The organism is Pseudomonas sp. PDM21 (assembly GCF_014852505.2).
Taxonomy (GTDB): domain Bacteria; phylum Pseudomonadota; class Gammaproteobacteria; order Pseudomonadales; family Pseudomonadaceae; genus Pseudomonas.
Genome location: NZ_CM181223.1, coordinates 6,241,989 through 6,255,206 on the forward strand (window position 1 = coordinate 6,241,989; position 13,218 = coordinate 6,255,206).

The 13,218-nt window shown below is 66.6% G+C and carries 11 protein-coding genes; 6 read left to right on the forward strand and 5 right to left on the reverse strand.

The annotated features are described in order from the left end of the window. Nucleotides 1-43 precede the first annotated feature (43 nt). The gene (locus IB275_RS28775; protein WP_192293362.1) at nucleotides 44-1,942 is read left to right on the forward strand and encodes a beta-ketoacyl synthase; all 1,899 of its coding nucleotides are present in this window, start codon (nucleotides 44-46) and stop codon (nucleotides 1,940-1,942) included. A gap of 74 nt (nucleotides 1,943-2,016) precedes the next feature. Here the strand turns inward: IB275_RS28775 and IB275_RS28780 are convergent, their stop codons facing one another. Further along, nucleotides 2,017-2,841, reverse strand: coding sequence for an HDOD domain-containing protein (locus IB275_RS28780; RefSeq protein ID WP_139791463.1), 825 nt, complete (start codon nucleotides 2,839-2,841; stop codon nucleotides 2,017-2,019). Nucleotides 2,842-3,034: 193 nt separating this feature from the next. Between IB275_RS28780 and IB275_RS28785 the strand changes: the two genes are divergently transcribed. Continuing rightward, nucleotides 3,035-3,574: a type 1 glutamine amidotransferase domain-containing protein gene (locus IB275_RS28785; protein ID WP_192293364.1), complete on the forward strand. Its 540-nt coding sequence runs from the start codon at nucleotides 3,035-3,037 to the stop codon at nucleotides 3,572-3,574. 88 nt (nucleotides 3,575-3,662) lie between these two features. Then, entirely contained in the window at nucleotides 3,663-4,859 is a 1,197-nt protein-coding gene (locus IB275_RS28790) for a class I SAM-dependent rRNA methyltransferase (RefSeq protein WP_081515305.1), read from the forward strand. Nucleotides 4,860-5,009: 150 nt separating this feature from the next. Here IB275_RS28790 and IB275_RS28795 read toward each other — a convergent pair whose 3' ends face one another. After that, entirely contained in the window at nucleotides 5,010-5,324 is a 315-nt protein-coding gene (locus IB275_RS28795; RefSeq protein ID WP_192293366.1) for a hypothetical protein, read from the reverse strand. Nucleotides 5,325-5,699: 375 nt separating this feature from the next. Between IB275_RS28795 and ilvD the strand changes: the two genes are divergently transcribed. Next, complete coding sequence (gene ilvD, locus IB275_RS28800) at nucleotides 5,700-7,538, forward strand: dihydroxy-acid dehydratase (RefSeq protein WP_138213799.1); 1,839 nt, start codon at nucleotides 5,700-5,702, stop codon at nucleotides 7,536-7,538. Between the two features lie 64 nt (nucleotides 7,539-7,602). Here the strand turns inward: ilvD and IB275_RS28805 are convergent, their stop codons facing one another. Then, nucleotides 7,603-8,067 (reverse strand): pilin, encoded by a 465-nt coding sequence (locus IB275_RS28805; protein WP_192293368.1) that lies wholly within the window; start codon nucleotides 8,065-8,067, stop codon nucleotides 7,603-7,605. A 268-nt stretch (nucleotides 8,068-8,335) separates the two neighbouring features. On the opposite strand from IB275_RS28805, the gene IB275_RS28810 reads away from it, so the two are divergent. Continuing rightward, entirely contained in the window at nucleotides 8,336-9,727 is a 1,392-nt protein-coding gene (locus IB275_RS28810) for a nucleobase:cation symporter-2 family protein (protein ID WP_192293370.1), read from the forward strand. A gap of 48 nt (nucleotides 9,728-9,775) precedes the next feature. Next, nucleotides 9,776-10,243: a metallophosphoesterase family protein gene (locus tag IB275_RS28815; protein WP_192293372.1), complete on the forward strand. Its 468-nt coding sequence runs from the start codon at nucleotides 9,776-9,778 to the stop codon at nucleotides 10,241-10,243. A 176-nt stretch (nucleotides 10,244-10,419) separates the two neighbouring features. Here IB275_RS28815 and IB275_RS28820 read toward each other — a convergent pair whose 3' ends face one another. Both IB275_RS28820 and IB275_RS28825 read right to left on the reverse strand, forming a co-directional pair. Next, entirely contained in the window at nucleotides 10,420-11,793 is a 1,374-nt protein-coding gene (locus tag IB275_RS28820) for a GTPase/DUF3482 domain-containing protein (RefSeq protein WP_192293374.1), read from the reverse strand. Then, a complete protein-coding gene (locus IB275_RS28825) occupies nucleotides 11,786-13,171 on the reverse strand; it encodes a DUF2868 domain-containing protein (protein WP_192293376.1) in 1,386 nt (461 codons plus the stop codon). Before IB275_RS28825 ends, IB275_RS28820 begins: the two co-directional genes overlap by 8 nt. Nucleotides 13,172-13,218 lie beyond the last annotated feature (47 nt).

Consider the following 13,218-nt stretch of genomic DNA (forward strand, 5'->3'; position numbering starts at 1 on the left):
CGTCCGGCGCGCAAGATGCACTTGCTGAAGGAGTTTCCGAGAGATGTCTCGACTACCGGTCATCGTTGGTTTTGGTGGATATAACGCGGCTGGCCGCAGTTCCTTCCACCATGGGTTCCGCCGCACCGTCCTCGAATCCATGGAGTCCGCCGCCCGCCAGGAAACCCTCGCTGGTCTCGCGGTCATGATGAAACTGGTCAAGGTCGTTGACGGCCAGTACCAGGACGCCGACGGCAACAGCCTCGACCTGGCCACCATCGAGCAGCGCTTCGAGCAGCAGATTCGCCAGTCGACCCTGATCCGTCGCATCGAGCTGCAATACCTCGACGTCGACGCCGCGCACTGCCACAAGAGCCTGACCGTCAGCGCCGCCGGCAGCCCGGTGACCTTCACCACCCTGCGCAAGCAACTGCCCGAGCCGCTGCCGGCCAACTGGTCGGTGGAAGAACTCGAAGGCGGCGAAGTCCGCGTCACCCTGCACGACAGCTGCGAATTCAAGGTCGACAGTTACCGCGCGCTGCCGGTGAAATCCGCCGGCCAGCTGCCCACCGGCTTCGAGCCGAGCGAGCTGTACAACTCACGCTTCCACCCGCGCGGCCTGCAGATGTCCGTGGTCGCCGCCACCGACGCAGTGCGCTCCACCGGCCTCGACTGGCAGACCATCTGCAACGCCGTCCAGCCTGACGAAATCGCCGTGTTCTCCAGCAGCATCATGAGCCAACTGGACGAGAACGGCTTCGGCGGCCTGCTGCAGTCGCGCCTGCGCGGCCACCGCGTGTCGGCCAAGCAGCTGCCGCTGGGCTTCAACAGCATGCCCACCGACTTCATCAACGCCTACGTGCTGGGCAGCGTCGGCATGACCGGCAGCGTCACCGGCGCCTGCGCCACCTTCCTGTACAACCTGCAGAAAGGCATCGACGTCATCACCACCGGCCAGGCCCGCGTGGCCATCGTCGGCAACGCCGAAGCGCCGATCACCTCCGAGATCATCGAGGGCTACGCCGCCATGGGCGCGCTGGCCACCGAGGAAGGCCTGCGCCACATCGAAGGCCGAGACGACGTCGACTTCCGCCGCGCCAGCCGCCCGTTCGGCGACAACTGCGGCTTCTCCCTGGCCGAGTCCGCGCAGTACGTCGTGCTGATGGACGACGCCCTGGCCCTGGAGCTGGGCGCCGACATCCACGGCTCGGTGCCGGACGTATTCATCAACGCCGACGGCTTCAAGAAGTCCATCTCCGCCCCCGGCCCGGGCAACTACCTGACCATGGCCAAGGCCGTGGCCGCCGCCGCACAGATCGTCGGCGAGAAGAGCGTGCGCCAGCACAGCTTCGTCCACGCCCACGGCTCCAGCACCCCGGCCAACCGCGTCACCGAATCGGAAATCCTCGACCGCGTCGCCACCGCCTTCGGCATCGAGGGCTGGCCGGTCACCGCGGTGAAAGCCTTCGTCGGCCACTCCCTGGCCACCGCCAGCGCCGACCAGATGATCTCCGCCCTGGGTACCTTCCGCTACGGCGTCATCCCCGGCATCAAGACCGTCGACAAGTTCGCCGACGACGTCTTCAAGGACCACATCGCCCTGTCCAGCAGCGACGTGCGCCGCGACGACCTGGAAGTCTGCTTCATCAATTCCAAGGGCTTCGGCGGCAACAACGCCACCGGCGTGCTGCTGTCCCCGGCCATCACCGAAAAGATGCTGCGCAAGCGCCACGGCGACGCCGCCTTCGCCGACTACCAGGGCCGCCGCGAAGCCACCCGCGCTGCCGCCCGGCAGTACGACGAAGCGGCAACTCAGGGCCGCTTCGACATCATCTACAACTTTGGCAACGACATGATCGACGAGCAGGCCATCGAGATCAGCGACCGTGGCATCCAGGTCCCCGGCTTCAGCCAGACCATTGCCTACAAGAAGGACGCACGTTTCAGAGACATGCTTGACTGATCGCCGACGTTGAATGAAAAAGCCGGGCAGATGCCCGGCTTTTTCATATCCAGCTCCAGTGCAGGAACCTGAGGTCAGTACGTCCCCTGCCCCACACCCAACTCGAGAATGCTCGCCTTGAGATTCTCGAAGTCGTATTCGCTGAGCCCGACGTAATCCAGTACCAGCGCGCGCACGCTCTCCCACTCGTGGTCCTCGTCCTGGTTGCCCAGCACGCGGTAAGAGCCGCAGATGTGCTCGGCCATCTTGAGGATCGCCAGCAGGTTCTTCAGCTGGGTATCGCGGCAGTTGTCCTCGCTGAAAATCGACAGCGCATTGTGGTGGTTGGCGATAGCCTCGCAGACGTGCTCCGGCAGGCGCCAGGAGCGCGCGGTGAAGTAGCCGACCACCGCATGGTTGGTGTTCAGCACGCGGTTCTCGGTGTCCACCACGCGGCGCTCGTCGCTTGCGCTGGCGTAGGCCTCCTCCAGCACCGCCATGTAGTGCGGGAAGCGCTTGAGCATCAGCGGGATGCCGCAGTTGTGGAACAGCCCCAGCGCGTAGGCCTCGTCCACCGACTCGTAGCCGATGCGCTTGGCCAGCGTCAGGCAGCTCATGGCCACGTCCTGAGCGGTGTCCCAGAAGCGGTTGAGGGTGACGATGGTCGCGTCGCTCATCTCGCCCTTGATCGACTGGGCGTTGATCAGGTTGATCACCGAGCGGCTGCCCAGCAGGTTCACCGCGCGCTGGATCGAGGTGATGCGGTTGGCCAGGCCGAAGAACGGCGAGTTCACCAGCTTCAGCAGCGCGCCGGACAGCCCCGGATCCTGGCTGATCAGCTTGGCGATCGCCTTCAGGTCCGGGTTGGGCATGAACTGCTCCATCTGCAGGTCAACCATGATCTGCGGCTGCGGCGGCACGCTGATGCCCTGCAGGGCCTGACGGATCTGTTCGGCGGAGAGTTCTTGAGACATGGGCGCGCTGGGAAAAGTTGACGGGGCGCACAGTTTACCCAGAGCCGGGGCTTCTGGAAGTGCTGCTTTTGATTGAACTTTCATCGGCGGCTGTGTCGGAACCTTTACACCCAAGCGGACGAAATGGGAGACAAGCCACATGAGCCAGACACTCAAAGGCAAGACTATCGCCATCCTGGTCACCGACGGTTTCGAGCAGGTGGAGCTGACTGGCCCCCGCGACGCACTGAAGGAAGCCGGTGCCAAGGTGAAGATCCTCTCCGACAGCAAGGACAAGGTGCGCGGCTGGAACCACGACCAGCCGGCGGATAGTTTCAAGGTCGACGGCACCTTCGAAACGGCGCGCATCGAAGAGTACGATGCCGTGCTGCTGCCGGGCGGGGTGATCAACGCCGACCAGATCCGCAACCTGCCCAAGGCCCAGGAAATCGTGCAAAAGGCCGCTCACGCCGACAAACCCATCGCAGTGATCTGCCATGGCGCCTGGTTGCTGGTCTCCGCCGGCCTGGTGAAGGGCAAGACCCTGACCAGCTGGAACTCGCTCAAGGACGACATCAACAACGCCGGCGGCCACTGGGTCGACCGACAGGTGGTCAACGATGGCGGACTGATCAGCAGCCGCAAGCCCGACGACATCCCCGCCTTCAGCAAGCAACTGATCGAAACCCTCGCCGCCTGAGAGCCGCCGATCAAAAGCCCGTGCGCCGCGCTCCGGCGGCGCACGCTGCTGCGCTATAATCCCGCTCTTTTTGCCGGAGCCCTCCCCCATGACCCTGCCCAGCCTGCGTCTGAAAGCCAACGCCGAGCGCCGCCTGCGCGCCGGCCACCTGTGGGTCTACAGCAACGAGGTGGACGTCGCCGCCACCCCGCTGAACGGATTCGGCGCCGGCGAACAGGCCATTCTGGAAATGGCCAACGGCAAGCCGCTGGGCATCGTCGCGATGAGCCCGAACAACCTCATCTGCGCTCGCCTGATTTCCCGCGATACCAAGCACGTTCTCGACAAATCCCTGCTGGTTCACCGCCTGAACGTCGCCCTGAGCCTGCGCGACCGCCTGTTCGACAAGCCTTTCTACCGCCTGGTCTACGGCGACTCGGACCTGCTGCCGGGCCTGGTGGTGGACCGTTTCGGCGATGTACTGGTGGTCCAGCTCGCCTCGGCGACCATGGAAAAACACCGCGACGACGTGCTTGCCGCCCTGCTGCAGGTGCTCAAGCCCAGCGCTGTACTGTGGAAGAACGATTCCAGCGCCCGTGACGCCGAAGGCCTGGAGCGCTATGTCGCCAACGCCTACGGCGAAGTCCCGGAATGGGTGGCCCTGGAAGAGAACGGCGTGAAGTTCGAAGCCCCGGTGCTGGCCGGCCAGAAGACCGGCTGGTTCTACGACCACCGTATGAACCGCGCCCGCCTGCAGCCCTACGTGCAGGGCAAGCGCGTGCTCGACCTGTTCAGCTACATCGGCGGCTGGGGCATCCAGGCCGCGGCCTTCGGCGCCAGCGAAGTGATGTGCGTCGATGCCTCCGGCTTCGCCCTCGACGGCGTCGAGCGCAACGCCACGCTGAACGGCCTCGCCGAAAAAGTCGCCTGCGTGGAAGGCGACGTGTTCGACGCCCTGCGCGAGCTGAAGGCCGCCGACGAGCGCTTTGACGTGATCGTTGCCGACCCGCCCGCCTTCATCAAGCGCAAGAAGGACCTGAAGAACGGCGAGGCCGCCTACCGCCGCCTCAACGAACAGGCCATGCGCCTGCTGTCCAAGGACGGCGTGCTGGTCAGTGCCTCCTGCTCCATGCACCTGCCCGAGGACGACCTGCAGAACATCCTGCTGGGCAGCGCCCGCCACCTGGACCGCAACATCCAGCTGCTCGAGCGCGGCGGTCAGGGTCCGGACCACCCGGTGCACCTGGCAATCCCGGAAACCCGCTACATCAAGAGCCTGACCGTGCGCCTGTTGCCCAACGGCTAAGGCGTCGAGGCACGTCAAAAAAACGGGGCGTTTCCACGAGGGAACGCCCCGTTGTTCATTGCAGCAATGGATGGCGGATAACGCCGGGGGCGTTATCCGCCCTACGGTGTGCATAAAGCGGAACGCTTTATCCGCCATCCCCTCCTGCGATTACTTCATCGGCATCAGCGAGTCCGCCTCGCTGATGACTGCGTTGCCGGTCTTGCGCTCGAACAGGCACAGCTCGCGGCCCGGCTTGCCCTTCATGTGCTTCTGCGCATAGGTCCCTCCGATCATCAGCGCCGTGTAGCCCACGCTGTCGTCGAACAGCACCGGCGAGCCCAGCACCTTCTTGTTCTGCAGATGGCTCAGCGCCAGGCAGGCTTCGCGCTGCTGCTTGTCCTGCGCCTGCCAGGCTTCGTCGGACGAGGCCTGCACACTGCCGGCAAACAGCGCGACGAGCAGGGCGATGCGGGTGACTTTCATGGGGTTGCTCCTTCAACGAACGGGACGGGAAAAGCGCCAGTGGCCATTCAGACCACGCCGGGGCGGCGAAAGTCTATGCTTGTGCCGACCGCCAGCCTTTCCCTGGCGGCAAGGGCCGGCGTAGAATCCGGGGCATTCCTGCCATTTATCCCCCGGCGGGCCTGTGAGCCCCGGCCGAGCAGGCGGTGACCCCGCCAAGCCCCGCGCCGACCTCGCCCATGCAAGGCCATCTGCTGTTTGCATCCGGTGCGTACCGCGCTCACGATACGACTTAGAGTTTGCTCAAGGTCTCGCCGGCCAGCCCTACCCGCTGTACGCCGCCGCACAGAAGACCCGGATCGACTCCCACCGTGACCTGATGCGCAGGAACCTGTCATGCCCGATTACCGCTCGAAAACCTCCACCCACGGCCGCAACATGGCCGGCGCCCGTGCCCTCTGGCGCGCCACCGGGATGAAGGACGAAGACTTCAAGAAGCCGATCATCGCCATCGCCAACTCCTTCACCCAGTTCGTGCCCGGCCACGTACACCTGAAGGATCTGGGCCAGCTGGTCGCCCGCGAGATCGAAAAACACGGCGGCGTGGCCAAGGAATTCAACACCATCGCCGTCGACGACGGCATCGCCATGGGCCATGACGGCATGCTCTATTCCCTGCCGTCGCGCGAGATCATCGCCGACTCCGTGGAATACATGGTCAACGCCCACTGCGCCGACGCCATCGTCTGCATCTCCAACTGCGACAAGATCACCCCCGGCATGCTGATGGCCGCCCTGCGCCTGAACATCCCGGTGGTGTTCGTCTCCGGTGGCCCGATGGAAGCCGGCAAGACCAAGCTCGCCAGCCACGGCCTGGACCTGGTGGATGCCATGGTCGTCGCCGCCGACGACTCCTGCTCCGACGAAAAGGTTGCCGAGTACGAGCGCAGCGCCTGCCCGACCTGCGGCTCCTGCTCCGGCATGTTCACCGCCAACTCGATGAACTGCCTGACCGAGGCCCTGGGCCTGTCCCTGCCGGGCAACGGTTCGACCCTGGCCACTCACGCCGACCGCGAGCAGCTGTTCCTGCGCGCCGGCCGCCTGGCCGTCGAGCTGTGCCAGCGCTACTACGGCGAAGGCGACGAGTCCGTACTGCCGCGCAACGTCGCCAGCTTCAAGGCGTTCGAGAACGCCATGACCCTGGACATCGCCATGGGCGGCTCGACCAACACCATCCTGCACCTGCTGGCCGCGGCCCAGGAGGCGGAGATCGCCTTCGACCTGCGCGACATCGATCGCCTGTCGCGCAAGGTGCCGCAGCTGTGCAAGGTCGCGCCGAACATCCAGAAGTACCACATGGAAGACGTGCACCGCGCCGGTGGCATCTTCTCCATCCTCGGCGAGCTGGCCCGTGGCGGCCTGCTGCACACCGACGTACCGACCGTGCACAGCCCGAGCATGGCCGACGCCATCGCCGAGTGGGACATCACCCAGACCCAGGACGAGAAGGTCCACACCTTCTTCAAGGCCGGCCCCGCCGGCATCCCGACCCAGGTCGCCTTCAGCCAGAGCACCCGCTGGGACACCCTCGACGCCGACCGCGCCGAAGGCTGCATCCGCAGCGTCGAGCACGCCTACTCCCAGGAAGGCGGTCTGGCCGTGCTGTACGGCAACATCGCCCTCGACGGCTGCGTGGTGAAGACCGCCGGCGTGGACGAGTCCATCCATGTGTTCGAAGGTCGCGCGAAGATCTTCGAAAGCCAGGATGGCGCCGTGAAGGGCATCCTCGCCGACGAAGTGAAGCCGGGCGACATCGTGATCATCCGCTACGAAGGCCCGAAAGGCGGCCCGGGCATGCAGGAAATGCTGTACCCGACCAGCTACCTGAAGTCCAAGGGCCTGGGCAAGGACTGCGCCCTGCTCACCGACGGCCGCTTCTCCGGCGGCACCTCGGGCCTGTCCATCGGCCACGCCTCGCCGGAAGCCGCCGCGGGCGGCGCCATCGGCCTGGTACAGGACGGCGACAAGGTGCTGATCGACATCCCCAACCGCAGCATCAACCTGCTGGTGAGTGATGAAGAGCTGGCCACCCGCCGCGCCGAGCAGGACAAGAAGGGCTGGAAGCCGGCTCAGCCCCGCGCGCGCAAGGTGAGCACCGCACTGAAGGCCTACGCCCTGTTGGCCACCAGCGCCGACAAGGGCGCGGTGCGCGACAAGGCGCTGCTGGACGGTTGAGTCTGGTGGTGACGTGAAAAAGCCCGGCGGATGCCGGGCTTTTTCATTGATGTGACGTGAAGACTTATGACTTGGTTGCTGGCACCTTCGGGCAATCACCCGACCCCGGCTTGAGCCCACGATCCGCATTGCAGATGGATCCCTTCTCCTCCCAAGCGACCGAGCTACCTCCCTCCGCTTTGGTAGGAGTCAGCTCGATCTTGAGTGAATTCCCATCCGCGTCGGTGGCTGCGGTCGTGGCCTTTATCACACCATTTTCCACCGCATAGTCGCCGGTGATGTTGGACGTCGCTGCAAAGTCTTTCGGAATCCCGTAATCACCCGCCTTGCAATCATCTGCCTTGCCCGTTTCGGAAATACAAAGGCTCACAGCAGTTTTGACGGCGGACAGCTCTGCCTTGGCTGCCGCAGCCCTTGAGCGCGACGAGTAATCCGAATACAGCGGCAAGGACACCGAAGCCAGAATCCCGATGATCGCCACCACGATCATCAGCTCGATCAGGGTGAAGCCTTGTTGTTGTCTGCGCATTTGCGTGTCCCTCGGGATTGAGCCGGAACCCCGAATGGCTCCGGATGCACTCCAGTGAAGCCATGCCAGCGGGCCATCACACTCAGACGCGTCCGCGCACCCTGTTGAAAATTCAGCAGTTTTTTCCATGCCGACAGCCTTCGGAGTGCCATCGCACAAAGACGTCGTAGGAACCCGGCCTTCCCCATTCATCCCGACTTGCCTCATGGCACTGTGCGATCCCGCCGTGGGCCAGTAAAATCGCGCTCTTTTTTCCGGACCGCCGCCCATGAGCTCCCTCGAGAACCCGTCCGCCGCCAAGGACCAGCCCGACCTGGTCTACGGCCTGGAAGACCGCCCCGCCCTGCCCATTGCCTTGCTCGCGGCACTGCAGCACTTGCTGGCGATCATCGTGCCCATCGTCACCCCCGGCCTGCTGATCTGCCAGGCGCTTGGCGTGTCGCCGCGCGACACCAACCTGATCGTGTCGATGTCGCTGGTGATCTCCGGCATCGCCACCTTCGTCCAGTGCAAGCGCTTCGGACCGTTCGGCGCGGGCCTGCTGATCGTCCAGGGCACCAGCTTCAACTTCGTCGGCCCGCTAATCGCCGGCGGTGCGCTGATGGTGAAGAACGGCACCCCGGTGGAAGCGGTGATGGCAGCGATCTTCGGCGTGGTCATGGCCGGCTCCTTCGTGGAGATGGGCGTATCGCGCATCCTGCCCTTCGTGAAGCGCCTGATCACTCCGCTGGTCACCGGCATCGTGGTGCTGATGATCGGCCTGACCCTGATCAAGGTCGGCCTGATCAGCATGGGTGGCGGCTTCTCCGCCATGGGCAACGGCACCTTCGCCAACGGCGAGAACCTGATGCTGTCGGGCCTGGTGCTGGCAATCATCGTCATCCTCAACCGCATCCCGGTGGTGTGGATGCGCAGCGGCGCCATCGTCATCGCCCTGGCCGTGGGCTACGCGCTGGCCGGCTATCTGGGCCGTCTGGACTTCACCGGCATGCACGAGGCGCCGGCCTTCCAGGTCCCGGTGCCGCTGCACTTCGGCCTGGGCTTCTCCTGGAGCCTGTTCATCCCGATGCTGGTGATCTACCTGGTGACCTCGCTGGAAGCCATCGGTGACGTCACCGCCACCAGCAAGATCTCCAAGCAGCCGGTCGAAGGCCCGCTGTGGATGCAGCGCATCAAGGGCGGTGTGCTGGTGAATGGCGCCAACTCGCTGCTGGCCGGCCTGTTCAACACCTTCCCAAGCTCGGTGTTCGCGCAGAACAACGGCGTGATCCAGCTGACCGGCGTCGCCAGCCGCCACGTCGGCCTGTGGATCGCCGCGATGCTCATCGTGCTGGGCCTGTTCCCCAGCGTCGCCGGGGTGATCCAGGCCGTCCCCGAGCCGGTGCTCGGCGGCGCGGTGATGGTGATGTTCGGTGCCGTCGCCGCTTCCGGCATCAACATCCTCGCCGGCACCCACCTGGACCGCCGCGCGCTGCTGATCATCGCCGTCAGCCTGGCGCTGGGCCTGGGCATCTCCCAGGTGCCGGAGTTCCTCGCGCACATGCCCCACGCGATCCGCAACGTGCTGGAATCGGGCGTCGCCACCGGCGGCATCTGCGCCCTGCTGCTCAACTGGTTCCTGCCCGAGTCCGACGCCGCCAGGGCCTCGCACAACGGCTGAACCGCCACGACGCCACCTTCAGGTGGCGTCGTCGTTTATGCTCCCCGAATGACCACCTCCCTGCGCATCGGCGTCATCGCCGACACCCACGGCCTGCTGCGCCCTGAAGCGCTGGCGGCGCTGCAAGGCTGCGAGCGCATCCTGCACCTGGGCGACATCGGCCCCGCCTCATTGCTCGACCAGCTGCGCGCCCTGGCGCCGCTGGACGTGGTACGCGGCAACAACGACACCGACGACTGGGCCGCAGCCCTGCCGGAAACGCTACAGCTGGAACTGGGCGGGCTGCGGCTCTACCTGATTCATGACCTCAAGCAGCTGGCCATCAATCCGGCAGCCGAGTGCATCGACGTAGTGCTGGCCGGGCATTCGCACAAACCGCTGAACGAGGTCCGCGACGGGGTGCTGTACCTGAATCCGGGCAGCGCCGGGGCGCGGCGGTTCAAGTTGCCGATTGCCTTGGCGATCCTGGAGATCGCCGACGGGCAGCCAAGGGTCGAGATCGTCTCGCTCGTCTAGGAGCGTTCGCGAGCAAGCGCGCTCCTGCAAGGTGCGTCCGGAACAATGGTGTAGGGTGCATAACGCGCCAGCGTTATCCGCCTCTCACTGGCCGGCGGATAACCTGTTCCAGGTTATTCGCCCTACGGACTGCTTTTCGTAGGAGCGAGAATGCTCGCGCGCGCCCCGCGCGGTATTCACGGTTCCAGCAGATGCGCGGCCAACTGCGCCACCGCTTCCTGCCGCTCGCTCTTCTCGCCACGCCGGCGGCCATTGAGGGCGGACCACTCCGGATGCGCACGCGCCTTGCGCAACGCCTCGGGCAGCTTGCCCTCGCGCCACTGCTTGTCTTCAGGCGACTGCACCTGGATGGCCTCCACCGCCGCATGCCCGCGTGTCTGCAGGGCCGCCAGCAGTTGCCGCTGCCGCAGCGCCAGCAGACGCAGCACGCTGTCGTCCACCGACAGTTCGCGGCTGCCCTTGAGCTTGCCCAGCAGGCGCTGGCCGTAATGGCCGACGGTCTGCCAGGCGCCGCCGGCGATGGCGCCCAGCGCGGTGGCCGCGCCGAGGGTCAGGCCGCCGACCAGCAGGTCGATCCCCGCCCCTGCCGCCGCACCGGCCGCAACGCCACCACCCAGGCGAATGCCCAGTTGGCGCAGGGTTTCCGGGTTGAACAGGTCATCTCCCCAGCGTCCGTCGAGCAGCGGCAAGTCGGCGGCGCGGGCGTCGTCCTTGCGGAAGGCGTAGAGGCTGAGCAGCGCCTTCACGCAGGTGTCTTCGCGCTTGCGCACCTGATTGCGCAGCGTCTCGGTGGCCTCGCGCACCGCCGCATCACCGGCAGGTACCAGCTGACGGCAGGCGGCGACATCCACCAGCAGCTCGGCAATCAGCCGTGCCCCGGCTTCGCGGCGAGCGACGGCCTGGGCCTCGTGATCGGCGACGAGGCGATCCAGTTGCGGGCGCGCGCGCTCCAGCAGCAGCGCCAGGCTTTCGTACAGGCGCCGCTCGCCATCCAGTGGTGGCGCCACGCTGTCGAAACGCACCAGCGCGTGCAGGCCGAGACGGGAAAGCGCCTCGCGCCACTGCTCCTCGCGGTGCTGCGGGCTGGCGACAAAGTTGAGTACCGGCAACAGCGGCCGCGCACAGGCGGCGAGCACTGCCAGTTCGTCGCGGTACTTGGCCAGTACCGGTTCGCGGGCGTCGATCACGTAGAGGCCGGCGTCGGAGGCGAGCAACTGGCGCAGCACCTTGGCCTCCTGCTCGAAGCGGCCGCGAGCTTCACTACCATCCAGGAAACGACGCAGCTTCTCCGGGCCGTCCAGGCGCTCGCCGGGGCGCTCCAGCCCATCGAGGAAGTCGCGCAGGGCGATGGCATCTTCCAGGCCCGGCGTGTCGTACAGCTCCAGCAGCGGCTCGCCGTCCACCGACAGCCGCGCGCCTTCCACATGCCGCGTGGTGCTGGGGCGATGGGACACCTCGCCGAAGCCCACGTCGCGGGTCAGGGTACGCAGCAGAGAGGTCTTGCCGACGTTGGTGTGGCCGACTACGGCCAGTTTCAGCGCATCAGTCATGCCCGGTCTCCAGCCAACCCAGCGGCGATGCCGAGGTGTGCGGCAGTTGCAGGCGCTCGATGCCCGCGTGCCAGTCGCCCAGGCGCTCGGCGTCCAGCGCCTCGCCCGTCGGTGCCTGCAGCAGCCAGACGCGGGTGGCTGCGGCGCAGCGCGAGAGTTCGGCGATCAGCGCCAGGGTGCCGCGATCCGGCGAGCGACGCGGGTCGCAGGCGATCACCAGGCGCGCCGGCGGGTAGCGGGTGAGTTGCTCCAGCAGCCGACGGCGCTGGGCACCGTCGTCGAGGTCGCCGGCATTGGCAATGCCGTCGGCCAGCTTCGGCGGCCAGTTGGACCGGTCGAGCAGCTCGATGGACACCAGCACGGCGCCGTCGGCGGTGGTCGCCGGGGCCTGCGCCTGCGGCTCAATCAGTTCGTCCGGCGCGGCATCGCTGACGCCCAGGCGCTCGCTGGCCGGCATCAAACGCTCGCGCAGCAGGGCGTAGCCGGGCAGCGAGACATCCAGCGCCAGCTGCGCACGTCCGCGCTTCCAGCGCCACAGGCAGAGCAGCCAGAGCGCGCCGCGCAGCAGCACGCCGTACACCAGCAGGATACCCACCAGCCAGCCGGCCCAGGCGTGGCGCGCGTTCTCGCTGGCCACCAGGGCATCGCCGCTGGCGCGCACCAGCTCCGAGTCCGGCTGCGGGAAGCCGAGCAGCGACGGCAGCGCGCCGAGGCCGTGGGTCAGGGCGATGAAGGTATCGCCGCCGAGGATGGTGGTCTCCCAGACGAAGCCGTAGCGCCGCGTCGCCAGCAGCGCCAGCATCACGCCCAGCGCGCTGGCCAAGGCGACGAGCCAGAGACCGTGGACCAGCAGGCCGAGCGCCCAGCGCGTGAGCTTCTGCCGGTCCAGCAGCACCAGCAGCGCGGGCGCCAGCTGGGCGGCGTGGGCGTCGCGGGCGAGCTTGCCGCTCAGCCACAACCACAGGCGGCCGAGCGCACCGGCGGCCTCGCCGCCGGCAAAGAAGGCCAGGGTCCAGCCGATCAGGGTAATCAGGTGCAGGCCGAGCAGGCTGGCAAGGGCCCAGAACACGTTGACCGGACGCAGGCCGTCACCGAGGGCGGCGAAGGCCAGCCCACCGCCGGTGAACAGCGCCAGCGCCAGCAGCAGGTAGAGCGCCAGGCGCGAGCCCTGCCCCCAGGTGCGCAGGGCGGCACGCTGGCCGTCGCGTTCGGCGAGCAGCAGCGCGCGGTGTTGCAGGCGGCGGGCAAGGTCGCCGCCGCTGACGATGGCGCGGCGGTTGGCTTCGCTGTCTTCCAGCGGGCCGACCTGCTCCTCGCGCAGGCGCACGGCCTCGCACAGCCACAGGGATTCGAGGGCGGAAGCGGGGGTTTCGCTCACAGGGTCTCCGACAATCGGTACTCGGCACCAAGGATAACCGCTGCTCG

Coding starts and splice junctions, on each gene's coding strand:
- IB275_RS28775 (WP_192293362.1), top strand. CDS start 44: ATGTCTCGACTACCGGTCATCGTTGGTTTTGGTGGATATAACGCGGCT.
- IB275_RS28785 (WP_192293364.1), top strand. CDS start 3,035: ATGAGCCAGACACTCAAAGGCAAGACTATCGCCATCCTGGTCACCGAC.
- IB275_RS28790 (WP_081515305.1), top strand. CDS start 3,663: ATGACCCTGCCCAGCCTGCGTCTGAAAGCCAACGCCGAGCGCCGCCTG.
- IB275_RS28795 (WP_192293366.1), bottom strand. CDS start 5,324: ATGAAAGTCACCCGCATCGCCCTGCTCGTCGCGCTGTTTGCCGGCAGT.
- ilvD (WP_138213799.1), top strand. CDS start 5,700: ATGCCCGATTACCGCTCGAAAACCTCCACCCACGGCCGCAACATGGCC.
- IB275_RS28805 (WP_192293368.1), bottom strand. CDS start 8,067: ATGCGCAGACAACAACAAGGCTTCACCCTGATCGAGCTGATGATCGTG.
- IB275_RS28810 (WP_192293370.1), top strand. CDS start 8,336: ATGAGCTCCCTCGAGAACCCGTCCGCCGCCAAGGACCAGCCCGACCTG.
- IB275_RS28815 (WP_192293372.1), top strand. CDS start 9,776: ATGACCACCTCCCTGCGCATCGGCGTCATCGCCGACACCCACGGCCTG.
- IB275_RS28820 (WP_192293374.1), bottom strand. CDS start 11,793: ATGACTGATGCGCTGAAACTGGCCGTAGTCGGCCACACCAACGTCGGC.